Source organism: Actinomycetota bacterium, from assembly GCA_005888325.1.
Taxonomy (GTDB): Bacteria; Actinomycetota; Acidimicrobiia; order Acidimicrobiales; family AC-14; genus AC-14.
Genome location: VAWU01000027.1, coordinates 38980 through 57499, shown reverse-complemented (window position 1 = coordinate 57499; position 18520 = coordinate 38980). Strand labels below are relative to the sequence as shown.

At 71.0% G+C, this 18520-nt stretch carries 21 protein-coding genes; 9 read left to right on the top strand and 12 right to left on the bottom strand.

The genetic code is table 11. The features are described 5' to 3' along the window. The first annotated feature begins 135 nt into the window (after positions 1-135). Positions 136-1524: a hypothetical protein gene (locus E6G06_10775; protein TML91216.1), complete on the top strand. Its 1389-nt coding sequence runs from the start codon at positions 136-138 to the stop codon at positions 1522-1524. Here E6G06_10775 and E6G06_10770 read toward each other — a convergent pair. Then, positions 1508-2158, bottom strand: a complete 651-nt coding sequence (locus tag E6G06_10770; protein TML91241.1) for a methyltransferase domain-containing protein — start codon at positions 2156-2158, stop codon at positions 1508-1510. The two genes, E6G06_10775 and E6G06_10770, sit on opposite strands and share 17 nt — an antisense overlap. Positions 2159-2167: 9 nt before the next feature. Here E6G06_10770 and E6G06_10765 point away from each other — a divergent pair, with 9 nt between their 5' ends. Next, positions 2168-2578 (top strand): PPOX class F420-dependent oxidoreductase, encoded by a 411-nt coding sequence (locus tag E6G06_10765; protein TML91215.1) that lies wholly within the window; start codon positions 2168-2170, stop codon positions 2576-2578. Positions 2579-2670: 92 nt separating this feature from the next. Continuing rightward, entirely contained in the window at positions 2671-3894 is a 1224-nt protein-coding gene (locus E6G06_10760) for a potassium channel protein (protein ID TML91214.1), read from the top strand. Between the two features lie 10 nt (positions 3895-3904). Here the strand turns inward: E6G06_10760 and corA are convergent, their stop codons facing one another. From corA to E6G06_10740, 4 genes are all read right to left on the bottom strand, one after another. After that, complete coding sequence (gene corA, locus E6G06_10755) at positions 3905-4861, bottom strand: magnesium/cobalt transporter CorA (GenBank protein ID TML91213.1); 957 nt, start codon at positions 4859-4861, stop codon at positions 3905-3907. Then, entirely contained in the window at positions 4858-6108 is a 1251-nt protein-coding gene (locus E6G06_10750; protein TML91212.1) for a glutamate dehydrogenase, read from the bottom strand. Before E6G06_10750 ends, corA begins: the two co-directional genes overlap by 4 nt. Further along, entirely contained in the window at positions 6105-6830 is a 726-nt protein-coding gene (locus tag E6G06_10745) for a sugar phosphate isomerase/epimerase (protein TML91211.1), read from the bottom strand. Before E6G06_10745 ends, E6G06_10750 begins: the two co-directional genes overlap by 4 nt. A 69-nt stretch (positions 6831-6899) precedes the next feature. After that, positions 6900-7436, bottom strand: coding sequence for an ATP-binding protein (locus E6G06_10740; GenBank protein TML91210.1), 537 nt, complete (start codon positions 7434-7436; stop codon positions 6900-6902). Between E6G06_10740 and mca the strand changes: the two genes are divergently transcribed. Beyond that, positions 7435-8328, top strand: coding sequence for a mycothiol conjugate amidase Mca (gene mca / locus E6G06_10735; protein TML91209.1), 894 nt, complete (start codon positions 7435-7437; stop codon positions 8326-8328). The genes E6G06_10740 and mca overlap by 2 nt on opposite strands. A gap of 62 nt (positions 8329-8390) precedes the next feature. Continuing rightward, the gene (locus E6G06_10730) at positions 8391-8777 is read left to right on the top strand and encodes an SCP2 sterol-binding domain-containing protein (GenBank protein ID TML91208.1); all 387 of its coding nucleotides are present in this window, start codon (positions 8391-8393) and stop codon (positions 8775-8777) included. 25 nt (positions 8778-8802) lie between these two features. On the opposite strand, the gene E6G06_10725 is transcribed toward E6G06_10730, so the two are convergent. From E6G06_10725 to E6G06_10715, 3 genes are all read right to left on the bottom strand, one after another. Beyond that, positions 8803-9552, bottom strand: a complete 750-nt coding sequence (locus tag E6G06_10725; protein ID TML91240.1) for a ferritin-like domain-containing protein — start codon at positions 9550-9552, stop codon at positions 8803-8805. Positions 9553-9614: 62 nt separating this feature from the next. Further along, on the bottom strand, positions 9615-10400 hold the full coding sequence (locus tag E6G06_10720) for a ferritin-like domain-containing protein (GenBank protein ID TML91239.1): 786 nt from the start codon (positions 10398-10400) through the stop codon (positions 9615-9617). Positions 10401-10506: 106 nt separating this feature from the next. Next, positions 10507-11082 carry a hypothetical protein gene (locus E6G06_10715; GenBank protein ID TML91238.1) on the bottom strand — a complete coding sequence of 192 codons (576 nt, stop codon included), beginning with the start codon at positions 11080-11082 and terminating at the stop codon, positions 10507-10509. On the opposite strand from E6G06_10715, the gene E6G06_10710 reads away from it, so the two are divergent. Then, a complete protein-coding gene (locus E6G06_10710; GenBank protein TML91207.1) occupies positions 10700-11617 on the top strand; it encodes a sigma-70 family RNA polymerase sigma factor in 918 nt (305 codons plus the stop codon). The two genes, E6G06_10715 and E6G06_10710, sit on opposite strands and share 383 nt — an antisense overlap. Continuing rightward, complete coding sequence (locus E6G06_10705) at positions 11602-12333, top strand: hypothetical protein (protein ID TML91206.1); 732 nt, start codon at positions 11602-11604, stop codon at positions 12331-12333. The genes E6G06_10710 and E6G06_10705 overlap by 16 nt, the downstream gene beginning before the upstream one ends. On the opposite strand, the gene E6G06_10700 is transcribed toward E6G06_10705, so the two are convergent. The 4 genes from E6G06_10700 to E6G06_10685 all read right to left on the bottom strand — a co-directional run bounded on the left by E6G06_10700 (position 12326) and on the right by E6G06_10685 (position 16604). After that, a complete protein-coding gene (locus E6G06_10700) occupies positions 12326-13480 on the bottom strand; it encodes a ChbG/HpnK family deacetylase (GenBank protein ID TML91205.1) in 1155 nt (384 codons plus the stop codon). The two genes, E6G06_10705 and E6G06_10700, sit on opposite strands and share 8 nt — an antisense overlap. After that, on the bottom strand, positions 13180-13716 hold the full coding sequence (locus tag E6G06_10695; GenBank protein ID TML91204.1) for a thermonuclease family protein: 537 nt from the start codon (positions 13714-13716) through the stop codon (positions 13180-13182). The genes E6G06_10700 and E6G06_10695 overlap by 301 nt, the downstream gene beginning before the upstream one ends. A 55-nt stretch (positions 13717-13771) precedes the next feature. After that, on the bottom strand, positions 13772-14944 hold the full coding sequence (locus E6G06_10690) for a steroid 3-ketoacyl-CoA thiolase (GenBank protein TML91203.1): 1173 nt from the start codon (positions 14942-14944) through the stop codon (positions 13772-13774). A gap of 244 nt (positions 14945-15188) precedes the next feature. Continuing rightward, positions 15189-16604: an amidase gene (locus E6G06_10685; protein TML91202.1), complete on the bottom strand. Its 1416-nt coding sequence runs from the start codon at positions 16602-16604 to the stop codon at positions 15189-15191. A gap of 177 nt (positions 16605-16781) precedes the next feature. On the opposite strand from E6G06_10685, the gene E6G06_10680 reads away from it, so the two are divergent. Both E6G06_10680 and E6G06_10675 read left to right on the top strand, forming a co-directional pair. After that, the gene (locus tag E6G06_10680; GenBank protein ID TML91237.1) at positions 16782-17498 is read left to right on the top strand and encodes a thioesterase family protein; all 717 of its coding nucleotides are present in this window, start codon (positions 16782-16784) and stop codon (positions 17496-17498) included. After that, positions 17354-18469, top strand: a complete 1116-nt coding sequence (locus E6G06_10675) for an LLM class F420-dependent oxidoreductase (protein ID TML91201.1) — start codon at positions 17354-17356, stop codon at positions 18467-18469. The genes E6G06_10680 and E6G06_10675 overlap by 145 nt, the downstream gene beginning before the upstream one ends. Positions 18470-18520 lie beyond the last annotated feature (51 nt).

Genomic DNA, 18520 nt, shown 5'->3' with positions numbered 1-18520 from the left:
GCACCGGAAGGCTCCGCACGGCGGCGCTCGCCGCGGACGACTGCCACATCGACGACTGCCACATCGACGACTGCCACATCGACGACTGCCACATCGACGGCAAAGCCCCTCGGTCCCGGCCGGGCGCAGTGGGTGATGGACGAGAACGCGCGGACGGGCACGCAGGCATGGCGCCTCGCGCCGGCCACCCGCGCGGGAACGATCGAAGGCTTTGCCGACCGGGTCAGCGCGGTGGCGGGGGACCGCGTCGGGCTCTTCGTGTCGACCACCGAGCCCGCCTTCCGGGTGGAGGCCTACCGAATGGGCTTCTACCAGGGCCTGGGGGCGCGGCGGGTGTGGGCGTCGGGCCCGATCCCGGGCGTCGAGCAGGGCCGGCCCCACCGCCAGCCCGGCACCAACATGGTGGAGGCGCCGTGGTCGAAGTCCGTCGACATCGACGTGGACAGCAGCTGGCCACCCGGCGTGTACCTGCTGAAGCTGGCCGCGGACGGCGTGGCCCAGCGGTACGTGCCGTTGACCATCCGTGACGACGGCAGCACCGCCGCGCTCGTGGTGCAGAGCTCGGTGACGACCTGGCAGGCGTACAACCAGTGGGGCGGGTACAGCCTGTACGAGGGTGGGAGCGGGTCCGGGAGCTTCGAGCGGCGGGCGCGCGTCGTGTCGTTCGACCGGCCCTACGCGCGTGGCGACGGCGCGGCCGACTTCATCGGGCTGGAGCTGCCGCTCGTGGCGATGGCCGAGTCGCTCGGCCTCGACGTCACCTACTGGACCGATGTCGACCTCCACGCCCGGCCCGAGCTCTTGACCCGCCACCGGGCCCTGCTCAGCCTCGGCCACGACGAGTACTGGACGCGGGCCATGCGCGACGGTGCCGAGAACGCGCGTGATCACGGCGTGAACCTGGCGTTCCTCGGGTCCAACGCGGTGTTCCGCCAGATCCGTCTCGAGCCGTCGCCCCTCGGCGCCGACCGGCGCGAGGTCGGGTACAAGTCCGCGACCGCCGACCCGATGCGACGCACCCACCCGGCCGAGGTGACGGTGAACTGGCGGGAGCCGCCCGTGTCGCGTCCCGAGAGCTCGCTCATCGGTCAGCAGTACGAGTGCAACCCGGTACGCGCTGACATGGTCGTCGCGGACGGCTCGGCCTGGGTGTTCGCGGGCACCGGACTGCACACGGGCGACAAGTTGTCCGGCACTATCGGTGAGGAGTACGACCGCTACAACCCCAACGACCCCGGGCCCGACAACGTGCAGCTCCTCGCCCACTCACCCGTGCGTTGCGGTGGCCGTTCGAGCTTCGCGGACATGACCTACTACAGCGCGCCGAGCGGTGCCGGTGTCTTCGCCAGCGGCACGAACTGGTGGGTCACCAAGCTCGTTCCTGCGTGCCCTCCCGGGTCGTGCCCCCACGACCCCGCTGTCATCCAGATGACGCGCAACCTGCTCGAGGCCTTCGCGGTCGGGCCTGCCGGCCTCGCGCACCCGTCGGTGGCGAACTACGACGCGGTCAGGCGCCGCGTATGAGGGTGACGCCGTCGCGGATCGTGCACATCACGTTCACCGTGCGCGCATCGGCGACCAGGTGGTCGTTGAAGGCACGAAGGGCCTCGGTGTTGTCCGACCTGTCGCTCGGGTCGATCACCTGGCCGCTCCACAGCACGTTGTCGACCGCGATCATCCCGTGCGCGGCGAGCTTGGGGAGGACTGCGTCGTAGTAGTTGCGGTAGTTCGTCTTGTCCGCGTCGATGAACACCAGGTCGAACGGACCGTCGAGCGTCGCGATGGTCTCGAGCGCCGGCCCCATGCGCACCTCGATGCGGTCGGAGTAGGGGCTGGCCTCGATGTGACGACGCGCCACCTCCTCGGCTTTGGGGTCGACGTCGCACGTCACGATGCGCCCACCCGGAGGCAGGGCGGCGGCCATGGAGAGCGACGAATACCCCGTGAACATGCCGATCTCGAGGACGAGATGCGGCTGCAGCGCGAACACCAGCATCTCGAGGAAGCGCCCCTCGAGCGCCCCGACCATCATCTGCGGAGTGCTCATCGTGCGCTCGGTCTCCTGGGCCAGCGCCCGCAGGTGGACGGCCGGAGGCGTCGTGTGCTCTTCGGCGTACTGCTCGATGTCGGCCGCCACGATGAAGTTCATGCGGGGCATCATGGCAGCATGAACCTCGACGAAGCCCGCCAGTTCCTGCGCGAGAACCATCGCACCGTCCTCTCCACGTTCCGGGCTGACGGCCGGCCGCAGCTCTCGCCGGTGGCCGCGGCGGTCGACGCGGACGGCCGGGCGGTCGTCAGCAGCCGGGAGACGGCGTTCAAGGTGAAGAACCTGCGGCGGGACCCCAGGGCCTCTCTCTGCGTCGTCGCCGACAACTGGTACGGCGGGTGGGTCCAGGTGGACGGCACCGCGACCGTCGTCTCGTTGCCCGAGGCCATGGAGCTGCTGGTCGACTACTACCGCAGCGTGGCGGGGGAGCACCCCGACTGGGACGACTACCGGGCGGCGATGGAGCGGGAGCGGCGCGTCATGGTGCGGATCGAGCTCGAACGGGCGGGCCCCGACCGCCAGGGGTAGGCGAGCGGCCCGGAAGGCCGCTCCCATGTGACGGCCGCCCCAGTGACAGGAGGCCGCTCCCGAATCGCACGCGAGTACCCTGGTCGCGACCGGTGACCGACGAGCGACCGCGCAACCTCCGCACGATGCTCTCGGAGGCGAAGGACACCTCCGAGCTCATGATCGACCTCGCCTACGCCGCGCTCTATTTCGGCGACGTGGCCATGGCCGACGAGGTCGACGAGCTCGAGAAGCGGCTCTCCGAGCTCGTGCACGAGATGCGAGCGGTGTGCGTCCTCGCCGCCCGCTCGCCTCGCGACGCGGACGCCATGGCCTCGGTGCTCCAGGTCGTCGGGGCCATCGAGCGCATCGGCAACGCCGCAGTCGACGTCGCCAACATCGTCACCCGCCGGCTCGGCATCCCCCGGGCGCTGGTGGCCGACCTCTCCGCGGCCGAGGAGATCTCGCACCGCGTGCGCGTCCGCGACAGCTCCCAGATGGCGCATCGCGCCCTGCGCGACCTCGAGCTCCCCGTCGAGGTGGGCATGCGCGTCGTCGCCATTCGGCGCGAACGCGACTGGATCACCGACGTCGACGGAGACGAGGTGCTGCTCCCGGGCGACGTGCTCTTCCTCCAGGGCGCCCGCGCGGGGATCGAGGAGCTGCGCGCGCTCGCCGGCGCGCCCGACTTCGAGCCCCCCCAACCGGCGGAGGACCCTGCGCTCACCGACCTCGACCGGGCCATCGACGTGCTGGTCGAGATGAAGAACATCTCAGAGGTGTCCGTGGGACTGGCCTACTCCGCTCTCGTCCTTCGCGACCTCGGCCTCGCCGCGGAGGTGAACCACCTCGAGGATCGGCTCGACGAGATGAAGGAACGGCTCGAGCTCTGGGTGCTGCGCGCCGCGTCGGAGTTGATCGACCCGTCGGGTCTCCGCGGCCTCGTGCACCTGGCGCAGGCGGCCGAGGAGATCGGGGACGCGGCCCAGCAGATGGTGTGGCTGGTCGAGCAGGGAGAGGAGCTGCACCCGATCCTCGCGATGGCGCTCGGCGAGGCCGACGAGGTCGCCGTCCGGGTGCCGGTGGGCCCCGGCTCGGCCGCGGACGGCGCCACGCTCGCCCAGCTCCGGCTCGAGACGGAGACCGGGTTCTACCTCCTGGCCATTCGTCGCGGCGGGCGTTACTTCTACCGCCCACGCAAAGGGGTCGTCCTGGCCGCGGGCGACGAGCTCATCGCCACCGGCCCCGACGAGGGGCACGCGCTCCTGGCCCAACTCTGCGGCTACCGCCTCGTCGAGGACGACGACACCGGCACGCACGAGCTCATCCAGGTCTGAGCGCGCGCCGCTACAGCCAGTCCTTCCGCTTGAAGGCCCAGTAACCGACGATCGTGATGGTTGCCATCACCCCCAGCGCGGACGCGTAGCCGAACTTCCAGCCGAGCTCGGGCATGTGCCGGAAGTTCATGCCGTAGATCCCCGCCACGAGGGTGCTGCCGAGGAGGATGGCGCCCCACGACGTCATCTTCTTCATCACGGAGTTCATGCGGTTCGAGATGATGGCCAGGTGGGCGTCGACCGCGTTGCCCATGAGCTCGCGCTGGCCGTCGATCAGGTCGATCGCCCGCAGCACGTGGTCGTACACGTCCTGCAGGTGCACCGCGGTTCCGTCGTCGACCCATTCGACCTCGCGCCGCAGCATCATGTTGAGCACCTCCCGCAACGGCACGACCGCCCGCCGGAAGAACAGCAGTTGGCGCCGCACGTCGAAGAGCTCCTGCTGGATGGCCGACTCGTCGGGCACGTGCTCGTTGTCGAAGATGCGGTTCTCGAGCTCCTCGAGCTTGTCCTCGGCGGCGTCGGTGGCGTCGAAGTACCCGTCGACGAGCTCGTCGAGCAGTACGTAGATCAGGAAGCCCGGCGCGCACCGCTCCGGCCGCGTACGCTCGAACCGGGTCTTCGCCGCGTCGCACGACCAGACGTCGCCCGTCGAATCCGCCTCGCGCACCGTGATCACCCAGTGGGGGCCGACGAAGAGGTCGACCTCCTGCAGCCTCGACGTGTACGCCACGATGAACGTGTGGGTTGGGTACTGCTCGAGCTTGGGGCGTTGGAACCGGTGGCGCACGTCCTCGATGGCGAGTGGGTGCAGCGCGAACTCACGCTGAAGGCACTCGAGGTCGGCGTCGGTCGGATCCACGACGTCGACCCACAGCAGGCCGTCGGCATCGTGCACAGCGCGTGAGATGTCGACGGAGTCGATGTCCTGCTCGTCGCCGTGGCGGTACTTCCGGGCGGAGATCACACGTAACCGCGCATGCGCGACGCCCGTGCCACCCGCTCGATGCCGATCGCGAAGGCGGCTCGGCGCATGTCGACGTCGTTGCGCTCGGCGAAGCTCGCGGTGGCATCGAAGGCGCGCACCATCACCTCACGCAGTTCGTCGTTGAAGCGGTCCTCGCGCCATTTGAACTGCTGGATGTTCTGCGCCCACTCGAAGTAGGAGCCGGTGACGCCGCCGGCGTTGGCGAGGATGTCGGGCACGACACGCACACCGAGGTCGTGCAGGATCTTGTCGGCATTCGTGGTGGTGGGGTGGTTGGCCGCTTCGACGAGCACGCGCGCGCGCACCCGCTCCGCGTTTTGCTCGGTGATCACGTCGCCGAGCGCGGCCGGAACGAGCACGTCGCAGTCGCACTCGAGCAGCTCCTCGTTGGTGATCGCGTCGGCGCCGGCCAGCTCGGACACCGGACGATGGGTGGTCGAGAGGCCGCCCAGGGCCGCGACGTCGAGCCCGTGACCGTTGTAGATGCCGCCGGCCACGTCGGACACGGCCACCACCTTCACGCCCAGCTCGTCGAGCGCACGCGCCACCCACGAGCCCACGTTGCCGAACCCCTGGATGGCGACGCGGGACTGCGGGAGGTCGATCTTCCAGCGTCGGGCCGCGGCCTCGAGCACGTAGACAACACCCCGCCCGGTGGCGGCCTCGCGGCCCGGCGCGCCGCCGAGGTCGAGGGGCTTGCCCGTGACGCACGCCGGGGAGTAGCCGTGGCTGGCGGAGAACGCGTCCATGATCCACGCCATAACCTGCGCGTTGGTGTTGAGATCGGGGGCGGGGATGTCGCGGTTGACGCCGAGGACGTGGTTGATGGCGTGGGTGAACCGCCGGGTCATCCTCTGGAGCTCGTCCGCGCTCATGCCCGTGGGGTCGACGGTGATGCCCCCCTTGGCCCCACCGAACGGAACGTCGACGAGCGCGGTCTTCCAGGTCATGAGCGACGCCAGGGCGCGCACCTCGTCGAGGTCGGCCGACGGGTGGTAGCGGATGCCGCCCTTGTACGGGCCCCGGGCGCCGTTGTGCTGGACGCGGTAGCCCGTGAACACATGCAGCTCACCGGAGTCCATGCGCACGGGCACCTGCACCGAGACCTCGCGGTACGACGACTTGAGCACGTCGTACATCTCGTCCTTGAGCCGGATGAGCGCGGCACCCGCGTCGAAGAACGCGTTGACCGACTCGAAGGGGCTCAACTCCCCAGACGTCGTCATGAGCCGAACGCTACCCGTGCGTACTCGAGCGAGTCGCGGGCCGCGCTCGTACGACTGCCCTCGGGCAGGCGACCGAACCCCACCTCGATGACGACCACCCCGCCGAAGCTGCGGGCGAGCATGGCCTGGGCCAGCTCGGTGAGCGGCAGACCGCCCGTCCCCGGCGGGAGATGCTCGTCGCCGCGCGTCGCGGTCGAGTCCGAAAGGTGGAGGTGGTGCACGCGGTCACCCATCGACGCGTGCAGCTCGAGCAGGTCCTGACGCGCCGCGCCCGCGTGTGAGGTGTCGAGGGTGAGCACGGGGAAGCCGGAGAACGCGGCGTCGTCGTTCCAGCGGTAGGGGTCGACGCGCCGCCCGAGCGCCTCGACGGTGAACATGTTCTCCACGGTGACCCGCGGGCCTCCACCGTTCGGGGAGTCGAGCTGGAGGACGAGGTCGCGGAAGTCCTCCGCGTACCCCCGCTGCCAGCGGAACGGGGGGTGCACCACCACGATGCCCGCGCCGATGGCCCTGGCCATGTCGACCGATCGCCGCAGCTTCACCTCGGGGTTCCATCCCCAGACGTGCTGGCTCACCACCAGACACGGCACATGGACGGCCCGGATGCGAACGCCGAACCGGTCGGTCAGCGCCCGCACCGCCTCGGGTGACTCCGCCATGCGGAAGGCCAGCTCCGTGTCGGGGAAGAACGACGCGGTCGACAGGACGATCTCCGGCGGCACGGGGGTCGAGGCTACGGCGCGGGAGGGGAGCGCCCGCGAAACCCCGCCTCCCCGAGGGGCTCGCCGGTCTCAGGCGCCGGCCGCCACGACCTTGCGCACCTGCTCCTGGCGCTCCTCCACGCTGCCGCTGAGCGTGTGGTGCGCGACGTCATGCAGCTCGAGCAGCTCGCGGATCCGGCGATCGATGTCGGCCTGGAAGCCGGGGTCGTCGGGCCGGAGGCCGTCCAGCACGATGGGGAACTCGATCGGAAGGTAGAAGACGAAGTCGTACCGGGCCCGGAGGTCGCGGGTGGCGAGCGCCCTCGACTCCAGCCACAGGTGGTTCTCCTTGCGCTCGTCCGCGTTCTCCATCACCCAGTCGGCGTAGGCGAGCACGTCGTAGATCGAGCGGTCGGCGACGTAGTCATCGTGCATCAGCTCGGCCCGCCACTGCTTGAGGAAGATGAGGGTCTCGGTCTCGGCCGTCGCCGACTGATCGAGCGGGAACCCGAGCTCGACGACTTCTCGGGCCACCTCGGGGAGCAGCGGGTAGTCCCATTCCCTGGCGAAGAGGTTGGCGAGAGTGGTCTTGCCGGTGGACAAGGACCCGACGAAGGCGACTTTCATGCGGCTCAGTCTGGCTAGCGTGGAGCACGTGGACCAGTTGCGCCTGCTCACCGTGCACGCCCATCCCGACGACGAGTCCTCCAAGGGGCCCGCCACGGTGCGGAAGTACCACGACGAGGGCGCCCGGGCCGTGCTGGTGTGCTGCACGGGCGGCGAGGCGGGCGACATCCTCAACCCGGCGATGGACCGGCCGGAGGTGCGTGAGAACCTCCACGCCATCCGCATGGACGAGCTGCGCCGGGCGACCGAGATCATCGGGTACGACGAGGTGGTGATGCTCGGCTACCGCGACTCGGGAATGCCCGACTCGCCCGAGAATGCAGACCCCCGTTGCTTCGCCCGCGCCGACTTCGACGAGGCGGTGGGCCGGTTGGTGGAGATCATCCGACGCGAGCGGCCACACGTGATGGTGACGTATGCGGACGACCAGGAGGGCTATCCCCACCCCGACCACCTGCAGGTCCACGCGATCTCCCTCCCGGCCTTCGACGCGGCCGCCGATCCCGATGCGTTCCCCGGCCGGGGCGAGCCCTGGCAGCCGTTGAAGGTCTATTACGCGGCCTGGTCTCGCGCGCGCGTCCTCGCGTTGCACGAGAAGTTCCTCGAGCTGGGGCTGGAGTCGCCCTTCGAACGGTGGTTCGAGCGTCCCGACCGCGACGACCGCATCACCACGCGGATCGACATCAGCGGTTACGACCATGTGCGCCGCGAGGCGCTGCTGGCGCACGCCACCCAGATCGACCCCGAGTCGCCGTTCTGGTTCGGGCTGCCACCCGAGACGTCGCGCGACCTCTATCCCATCGAGGACTACATCCTCGCCCGCTCGCTCGTCGACAGCAGCCTTCCCGAGGACGACCTCTTCGCCGGCATCCGCGACCGGGTGCTGCGCTGACGGGTCGAGTCGTTTACGATCCCTGACCGTCCACTGGTCGATCGAATCGTAAGGGAGCGGGTATGGCGAAATACCTGTCGCAGGAGTGGCTGGACGAGGGACGCAAGCTGTCCCAGGAGTTCCCGGAGCGGCCCGGCGCCACGGCGCGGATGCAGTTCGCGGTGACCGGTGGCCCCGGAGGCGACGTGAGGTACTACCAGGTGCTCGACAACGGCAAGATCCTCGAGTCCACCCTCGGCGAGGACGCGAACGCCGACTTCACGATGACGTCGTCCTACGACGACAGCGTGAAGATCCAGAAGGGCGAGCTCGACCCCAACGCCGCGTTCATGCAGGGGCGCATGAAGGTCACCGGCAACATGGGCAAGCTCATGAGCCTCATGCCCCTCACCCAGAGCCCGGAGTACAAGGCGATTCAGCAGAAGATCAACGAGATCACCGAGTACTGAGCCGCTACCGTCCCTGAACGGCGGGTCAGGCAGCACCGATCTCGTCGTCGGTCGGGCGCGCCCCCTCGGTCTTGCTGAACGGGTCCGGCACCGGGTAGTTCCCGAGCACGAAGTTCAGGATCGCCGCGTGCTGCATCTCGACGGGCTGGATCGCCGCCGCCACCTGGATCGCGCCGGTGTCGCCGAGCACACCGATCCCGTCGAGGTAGGTCGCGGCGGCGGTGTTCTCCAACGACAGGGCGAGACGGGCCAGGCCACCGACGTCCTTCACGCCCGCGAACGCGCGGTCGACGTCGGCCTTGACCGTGAGGTCGACCGCTGTCACCGCGTGCTTGCCCGCGTCGGTGAGCACCGAGTTCCATGCCGCGGCATGGTCCTTGTGGTGCTGCTGGGCGGTGGTCGCGAACGCCGTGACGGCGGGAGGGACGGTGCCGAGCGTGCCCCCGGTGGCCGCGTCGAGCCCGGCCTGGTACGTGCCGACGGCCAGGTTCTCCAGCGCGGCGGCGACCGCAGCCACTGCGAGATCGCCCGTGAGCTTGCCGGAGCCGGCCGCGGTCGAGCTGGTCGCGCTCGACGAGCCCTTCTTGCTGCTGCCGCAAGCGACGAGCGCCAGGCCACCCAGCACCGCGGCACCCGATCCCATGAGGAAGTGCCGGCGACTCGTCACGTGCACGGTCGGGCCGCTGACCCCCGAGCGCATCTCGCGGTTGAGCTCGGCCCACTCCTCGGCGCGCGCGTGCATCGCGGGCATGACGTCGTGGTGCATGTCGTCCATGTCGCCGGTGAGCTGCGCGAGCTCGCGTTCGCTGACCGGCATGGGGTCGTTGTTCCCGGCGCTCACGTGACCGCCCCTTCCTCTGCGGGACGGGACTTGTCGGTCTTGTAGAACGCTCCCGGAAACCCGACGCTGCCGGCAGCTTCGGGGAGCAGGGCCAGGTCGGGTGGCAGCTTGACCTGGTCGGCGAGGTTGGCGCCGACGAGCGCCTTCACCGCGAGGAGCACGGCGACGTGTTGTGCCTCGACGCCCATGATGCTCGCTGTCACGTTGCGCGCCTGCTTGTCGGTCAGCGCGCTCGTGTTGGCGACGTAGGTCTGTGCCGCGGTGTCCTCCAGCGTGATGGCGAGGTCGATGACCGGTCCGGGGCCCGTCAGCGTGGCCTTGGCGCGATTGACCGTGTCGAGCAGCACAGGGTCGGGTGCGGTCTGCTCCTTACCCCCGAGCCGCTTGAGCGCGGCGTTGAACGCCTTCGCGTGCGCGTCGTGCTGGTCCTTCGTCGTCATGGCGAACGCCTTCACGGTCGGGATCGCGGTGCTGCCGCCGATGAAGTCGAACGTGAGCGCGAGGTCGTACGTCGCGACGGCCAGGTTCTCGAGCGACGCCGCCGTCTGCAGGATCTGCACGTCGGAACCTCCCACCGCGAACGCGGGTGAGTCGAACAGCGCCAGCAGGGCCGCACCGAAGCCGAGGGTGGCGAACGCACCCGTCCCGCAGAGGCGGGACCGCACGAGACGGTTGCGCTCGGTGGTGAACTGACGCTGCTCGTCAGGGTCGAGGCCTCCGTGGGCCCGTCGCTCCTGGCCCCGCTCGACCAGCTCGCGCAACGGCTCCCGGATCGAGCGCATCGCGCCCGACTGGAGGTCGTTGGACTCCTCGAGCAACGCGCCGAGGGCACGTTCGTCGACACTCACAGGCTGCTCCTCTTCTCCTCTTCGATGGTGGGTGCTTGGTTCACTTGCTACGGGTCTGCTTCTTGATGCGGATGCGGCCGCGCATGAAGTCGTGGATGGCGCAGTGGTAGGCGGTCACACCCGGTCGGGTGACGGTGATGGTGTCGGTTCCCCCGCTCGCGATACGCCTGGTGGCGACGGAGCCATCGTCGGCCGTGAGGGTGTGCACGACGCCGTCGAGGTTCACGACCCGTATGGATTGGCCGACCGTGGCGAGGAACGGGCTGGGGTTGAAGGCGAACTCCTGCATCGTGATCGCCCCGGCGTCGCGGTGGTCCTCGCTCGTGCCGCACGACCCCAAGGCGACGGCGACGACCACGACCAGGACGAGGCCCAACGGCCGGCGACCGGCGGCGAGCATGGAAAACCTCCAGCGATCCGAGGAACGTCGGGTGGCACCCGGGCCCACGACGCTACGCCGCCGGCTGGCGCGCGAGCCGCTTTTGCCACCGCGGCACCGGCTCGTGGCACCTCCGGTGGTGGGTGCATCCGCGGGGGCCATCGGCAACGAACACCAGAGTGTCGTGATGGCTGACTCCCTTCGGCAGGCGAGCGATGCCGCGGTCGTCGTCGCCATCGGGCGCTGGCGGCAGGACGCGCTGGCCGAGGCGTACCGGCGTCACGCGGGCGCGGTCTTCGCGCTCTCCCGTCGGCTGTTGATCGACCCGGGCATGGCCGAGGAGGTCGTCCAGGAGGTGTTCCTACGGCTGTGGAACCAGCCCGAGAAGTTCGATCCCGAGCGTGGGTCGCTGCGGGCCTTCCTGCTCGCCCAGACGCACGGGCGATCGGTCGACGTGCTGCGCGCGGAGACGTCGCGCCGGCGCCGCGAAGAACGTGACGCCCGCCAGACGGCCGAGTCCGGCTACGACATCGAGCGCGAGGTCATGGACCTCTCGATGGCCGATCAGGTGAACGAGGTCATGGCGACGCTCCCGATCGACGAGCGACGCGCCATCGAGCTCGCCTACTTCGGCGGTCACACGTACCGACAGGTCGCCGTGATGCTCGACCAGCCGGAGGGCACGGTGAAGAGCCGCATCCGATCGGGCCTCCGGCGGATGCGGGATCAGCTCTCGGACGCGGGAGTGAGTGGGGCATGGACCGAGAGCTGAGCCACGAGGAGCTCCGGGCGCTCACCGGCGCCTTCGCGCTCGATGCGGTCGAGCCCGACGAGCGCGAGCTGGTCGAGCTCCACCTCATGGAGTGCCCGCGGTGTCGCGCCGAGGTGGCCGAGTTCCGGGAGGTGGCGGCCTTCCTGGCCCACAACGGGTACACCGCGCCGGAGGGTCTCTGGGACCGCATCTCCGGGGCATTGGAGGAGGCACCCCCGCCCCTCGACCTCGCACCGGTGGTGGCGCTGCCGGCGCGCCGCTCGATCAGCGTGCGGGCTGCGGCGGCGGTGGCCGCGGTGGCGGCGGTCGTCGCGGTCTTCTTCGGGGTGAAGGTCGTCGACCTCGGCAACCAGGTCGATCGGCTCGAGGCGCAGAACGGGATCGAGCGGGTCGTCGTCCAGGCCCAGCAGGACCCCCGGTCACGCACGGTCAACCTGGTGTCCGCGAGCGGCGCCCAGGGCGCCGAGGTCGTGCTCCGGCCCGACGGCACCGGCTTCCTGGTGAAGGACCGCCTCGCGCCCCTGCGGTCCGATCGCACCTACCAGCTGTGGGCGCTCGTCGACGGCAAGCCGATCTCGGCGGGCGTGCTCGGGCCCGACCCGGGGATCGTGGCGTTCACGGCGGCCGGCGATCCGGCGGGGTTCGCCATCAGCAACGAGGTGCGCGGCGGCGCCGCGCAGCCGACCAAGCCGCTCTACAGCGGTGAGCTCAGTTGAGCGAGCGCTGCAGCTCGCGCAGCTCGCGCCAGCCAACGAACCCGACGCCGGCCCGCTCGGCCAGCGCCCGCAGCGGCGTGTGGCCGGTGACGAGGTCGTGGTCGTCGACCCGCCCGGCCCAGTCGGGTGCGAGCGACCGGAGCTCGGCGGTGTCGATCGCCGGGTGCACGTAGACCTCGGTCACGCCCGGGCGCAGCTCGCCGAGTGCCCGCTCGATGGCCCGGCGGGAGCCGACGCCCCGCACGTGGAGGAAGTGGTCGGGGAACACGACGCCCTCGTCGCCCGCGAGGCGGCGGAACGGGAAGCCGACCAGCCGTTCGGTCGACCCGCCGCTGAGACGCAGGGGCAGCCCGAAGTCGACCGCCAGCTCGAGGTAGACGTCGAAGAACTCCGGCCGCAGCTGGAGCGTGCCCATGTGCGAATCGATGTGGCTGACGTCGAAACCCCAGTAGATGGCGCGCTCGATCTGGGCGCGGCACTCGCGCCGCACCTCGTCGATGTCCGCGTGGTCCCACACGTCGTCGATCGTGCGAGGGAAGCCGCCGTCGCCGTCGAGCAGCGAGGGCGCGTGGGTGATCGGCCCCCAGCGGTAGAGGTCGTACTCGGCGTTGAGCGTGAGGTGCACCCCCACGTCCTCGCCGCGATAGCGCGAGGCCGCCTCGCGTGCCCACGGGCAGGGGACCATGAGGGTCGCGCTGGTGGCGACGCCGTCACGGAGGGCCTCGTAGACACCGACGTTGGCCGCGTGACTCGAACCCAGGTCGTCGCAGTTGACGATCAGCAGCCGGGCGTCGGGCGGGTGGCCGAGGCGTTCGGCGAGAGACGTCACGGTGAAGACGGTACCTCTCACCCATCGGGGACCGCGCCCGCCTCGCACCGGCTCCAGAGGCCGCGACCGTGCTCGCGCGCGTCGCCCGCCGCGGCCACGAACTCGCCGGTGTGGGCGACGTTGGGCGGCACCGTGAGCACCACGGCGTAGCCCTCGCGCACGAGCGCGAGGTTGACGAAGAGATCGTCGCGGGCGCGGTACACGTAGGCGAGCAGGCGCCCGTAGCGGTCGCGCTCCTCGACGTCGCGGACGAGCCGGACCGCGCTGCCCTTCGGCAGCAGCGCCTTGGTGCGCGCCGACGCCGCGAGCGCGAAGCACTGCACCGGTGTGCCCGGCTTCACCGACTCGGGCGTGTCGATGCCCACCAGCCGGACCCGCTCTTCGCGGCCCTTGATGCGGACCCGGATCGTGTCGCCGTCGACGACGCGTGCCACGGTGGCCGTGCCGGGCGCCGCCGGCGTCGACGCGCCCCCACCGCCGCCGCACGCGGTGGAGCACAGGGCGAGGACGATCCCGACGGCGAAGGCGCGCGGCAGTGTCGAAGCGCGCGGCATCGGTTGCTCCTTTCGTCGGCTCACGGAGGCGGCGGGGGCCGCGTTCGGGGAACGCTCAGACGCGTTCGAGGATGGTGCCCGTGCCGAGCCCGCCGCCGCAGCACATGGTGACGAGCCCGAACCCGGCGTCGATGCGCTCGAGCTCGTGCAGGGCGCTCGTGATCAGCCGGGCACCGGTGCAGCCGACGGGATGACCGAGAGCGATGGCCCCGCCGTTGGGGTTGACGGTCTCCGGGTCGGGGGCGAGCTCGCGCTGCCACGCCAGCACCACCGACGCGAACGCCTCGTTGATCTCGACGGTGTCGATCTCGGCCATCGAGATGCCCGACCGCGCCAGCAGCTTGTGGGTCGCATCGATGGGGCCGGTGAGCATGAGCACGGGGTCGACGCCGACGAGGCACTGGCCCGCGATCCGGGCGCGGGGGGTGACGCCGAGAGCAGCCGCCCGCTCGGCCGACATCATGAGCACGGCCGCGGCGCCGTCGGAGATCTGCGAGGACGTGCCCGCGGTGTGGACGCCGTCGTCGCGGGCCACGGGCTTGAGCGCCGCCAGCTTCTCGAGCGACGTCTCGCGCAGGCCCTCGTCGCGGTCGACGACGTAGGTCTCGCCCGTGGGCTTGCCCTCGTCGTCGAGCACCGGCGCCGTGATCGCGACGACCTCGCGCTCGAACCGGCCCTCGCGCCAGGCCCGGCCCGCCCGTTGCTGGGACTGCAGGCCGAAGGCGTCGCACTCGTCGCGACCGATGCCCCACTTGTCGGCGATGCGCTCGGCCCCCTCGAACTGCGAGGTGGGCTCGTACTGCGGGAAATAGGACTTGGGGAAGGGCCGGCCGGGACCGGCCTTCACGCTCGACCCGAGCGGGATCCGGCTCATCGACTCGACGCCGCAGGAGATGACGACGTCGGCCGCGCCGGAGGCGATGAGTGCCGCCCCGAGGTTGGTGGCCTGCTGCGACGAGCCGCACTGGCTGTCGACGGTGGTGGCGGCGACCGTGAGCGGCAACCCGGCCGCGAGCCACGCCGTGCGTGCGATGTTGAACGTCTGCTCGCCGACCTGGGTGACGCAGCCGCCCACGATCTGGTCGACCTCGGCGGGGTCGATGCCCGACCGCTCGACGACGGCCTGCTGCACGGCACCGAGCAGGTCCGCGGGGTGGAGGGTGGAGAGCCCTCCACCTCGCCGCCCGATGGGGCTGCGGGCGGCTTCGACGATGACCACGTCGGGCATGCGAGCCAGCCTAGGCGGCGGTCTCAGGCCGCCACGGGCGGCGCGGCCGAGGCGGCGTCGCGCAGGGCCTGGCGGGCGGCCTCGACGCCCTTGCGACCGGTGTCACGCGTGCGTTCGTCGAGCCGCCATTCGGGGTCGTCCGGTTCGATGAGGTGGAGCTGATCTGCCATGGCCCCATTCTGGCAGAAGGGTGTGACAACGAGCGAACGGGTGTTCGACCCGGCCAGGCGGAGCGCGCCTGCGTTCAGCAGGGAGCGCCGGGAGCCACCAACGGCCAGGGCCGCTCGCGCTCGGCGATCAGCGCGAGGTCGAGCAGGAGCGCCTCCTCGTGGTGCCGACCGAGCACCTGGAGCCCGACCGGCAGTCCGTCGAACGTGCCTGCGGGGATGGAGACCGCGGGGTTGCCGTGGATGTTGGAGGGGATGGTGAGCGCACCCTGGTTGCCCAGCGCGCGCTCGAGCCCGTGCTCCCTCGCCAGATCGACGTCGCCGATGGTGGTGGGGAGGGGGCCCTCGGCCACGAAGGCCACGTCGGGGTTCGTCGAGGCCATCACGAAGTCGACCTGCTCGAAGATGGCGGCCATCGTCTCGTTGAACTGCTTCCGCTGGCCCTCCACCCGCGCCGCCGCCTCGAGGTTGAACACGGTGGTTGCGACGTTGAGGCCGAACCGGATCTCGGGCGTGAGGTCGTCCTCGCAGGCCGGGTAGAGGTCGCCGAGCAGATGGCGCAGACCGACGAGGCCCGCGAGCGCCCACTCGAAGCTGAGCTCGGGCAGGCGCACGTCGACGTCGACGACTCGCAGCCCGGCGTCCGCGGCCAGCGCCTCGGACGCGGCGCGCACCGTGCGCTCGACCTCGGGGTGGAGGATGGCGGCGCCCAGCGTCGGGACGATGGCAACGCGTCGGCCCTTCAGGTCGAGCGTCCCGAGCCCCGCTTCCCAGCCGTCGACACGCGGGAGGCTCAAGGGGTCGTGCGCGTCCTGGCCGTTGCACACGTCGAGCCAGCGGGCGGTGTCCCGCACCGACCGGCTGACGCACCCGATCGTGACGGTGAGCGCGCCGATCTCGGTGAACGGGCCGCGCGGGATGCGGCCGAAGGTGTGCTTCAGGCCGAGGAGCCCGCAGAGGCCCGCGGGGATGCGGATGGAGCCGCCACCGTCGCCTCCGGTGCTCAAGGTGACGAGGCCGCCCGCGACACTCGACGCGCCGCCACCAGTCGAGCCGCCGGGCGTGCGGGCGGGGTTCCACGGGTTGCGCGTGGTTCCGTGCAGCCGCGTGTGCGTGCAGTTGATGCCGCCGAACTCGCTCGAGTTGGTGAGGCCGGCCGGGACCGCACCCGCGGCCAGGAGCCGGCTCACCTGGGTCGAGTCGCGCGTCGACAGCTGGTCCTTGAACACGAGCGACGCGTGCGTGTCGGGCCATCCCGCAACGCCACCGTCGATCTCCTTGACTCCGATGGCGACGCCGCCGAACGGAAGCGAGACGTCGGCGGCCTGCGCCCACGCGCGCGACCGCTCGGGGTCGACGTGGCAGAAGGCGTTGAGCTGTGAGCGCTCGATGGCCCCGAGCGACGCGTCGAGTGCCTCGAGTGGGGACAGCTCGCCGGCGCGGAACGCGTCGACGAGCGAGCAGGCGTCGCCGAGCCAGGGTTGATCGGACATGGCGGCAAGCTAGTGCGCCTCGTTTCGGGCGTGCCGCTTAGAGTGCTCCGATGTCTCTGCCCGCACGCGACGACCGATGAGCGGGCCGGTGTGAACGGCCTCGAGTTCCTCGGGCTCGAGCCGACCGACGATCCCAACCGCTGGCGCCTTCCCGTGAGCCTCGGCGTGCTCAGCGGCATGGGCGCGCTCTTCGGCGGCTGCGGCCTGGCCGCGGCCGTCGAAGCCATGGAGCGCAGCACGGGCCGTCCCACCGTCTGGGCCACCGCGCAGTACCTGTCGTTCGCCCGGCCGCCGGCGGTCGTCGAGATCGAGGTGGTGGCGATGGTGACCGGCCGTCAGACGAGCCAGGCGCGCGCGGTCGGGCGGGTCGACGACGACGAGATCTTCACGGTCAACGCCGCGCTGGGCACCCGCGCCGACACCATGGCGGGTCAGTGGGCCGTCCGCCCGGAGGTGCCGTCACCCGAGGTGTCACCGTTGCGCACCGCACGCGACCGGCAGCGGGGCACGTTGTTCGACCGGCTGGAGATGCGACGGGCGAACGCGCGCGATCTCGACGAGCTGCCGGGCGCACCGGGCGACGGCCGCAGCGCCCTCTGGGCCCGCATCCCGGGTCTCGACCATTCGATCACCACGCTCGCGGTCCTCGGCGACCTCGTGCCGTTCGGCATCAGCCAGGCGCTCGGTGAGCGGGCGGGGGGCAACAGCCTCGACAACACCATCCGGGTCGCGCGCCGCGTCCCGACGGAATGGCTGCTCCTCGACGTACGGATCCACGCCGTAGCCCACGGCTTCGGCCACGGCCTGGTGCACATGTGGGCCGAAGATGGCAGCCTCCTCGCCACGGCCAGCCAGTCCGCCATCGTCCGGCGGTGGAAGGAGCACCCGAGTTGAGTCGTCACGGCGTCACGATCCCGTTCGACCACGTCCCCCTCCCCGAGCAGCGGGAGTGGTACGCGGAGGCGGCCGACCTCGGCTACACCGATCTCTGGTCGAGCGAGGCCGGAGGCACGGACGCGTTCACGCCGCTCGCGCTGGCCGCGGCCTGGACACCCTCACTGCGCCTCGGATGCGCCATCGTCCCCGCGTTCACCCGCGGTCCCGGGCTCATGGCGATGAGCGTGGCGAGCATGGCCGAGGCGGCCCCGGGCCGGTTCGCCTTCGGCATCGGCACGTCGTCCGACGTCATCGTCGAACGCTGGAACGGCATCCCCTTCGACGAGCCCTACAAGCGCACGCGCGACATGGTGCGCTTCCTGCGCGCCGCGCTCACGGGCGAGAAGGTCGACGCGCGCTACGACACGTTCACGGTGAAGGGCTTCCGGCTGGGCCGCAAGCTCGACCCGGCCGCCGTGCCGCCCATCCTCGTCGCCGCCCTGCGGCCGGGGATGCTGCGACTGGCCGGCCGCGAGGGCGACGGCGCGATCATCAACTGGCTCTCGGCCGACGACGTGCGCACGGTGGCGCCCCACGTCGGAGCCGGGAAGGAGATCGTGGCGCGGATCTTCGTGTGCCCGTCCGACGACACCGACGCGGTGCGGGCCATGGGCCGCTTCGCGATCGCGGCGTACCTGAACGTGCCCGTCTACGCCGCCTTTCACGAGTGGCTCGGGCGCGGCGACGCCCTCCGGCCGATGTGGGACCAGTGGAAGGCGGGCGACCGCAAGGCGGCGGTCGCGTCGATCCCCGACCAGGTGGTCGACGACCTGATCGTGCACGGCTCGCCGGCGGCGTGCCGGGCCCACGTGGGTCGCTACGTCGAGAGGGGCGTGACCACCCCGGCCCTCGCCATCCTCCCGCTCAGCGGGCGGGCCGAGGACGCCCGCCAGGCGCTGCGCGATCTCAGCCCCCGCGCCGACGGGTGAGGCACCCGGGTCGGCGCTGAGGGAGGGGCCGGCGAACGCTCAGCGTTGTCG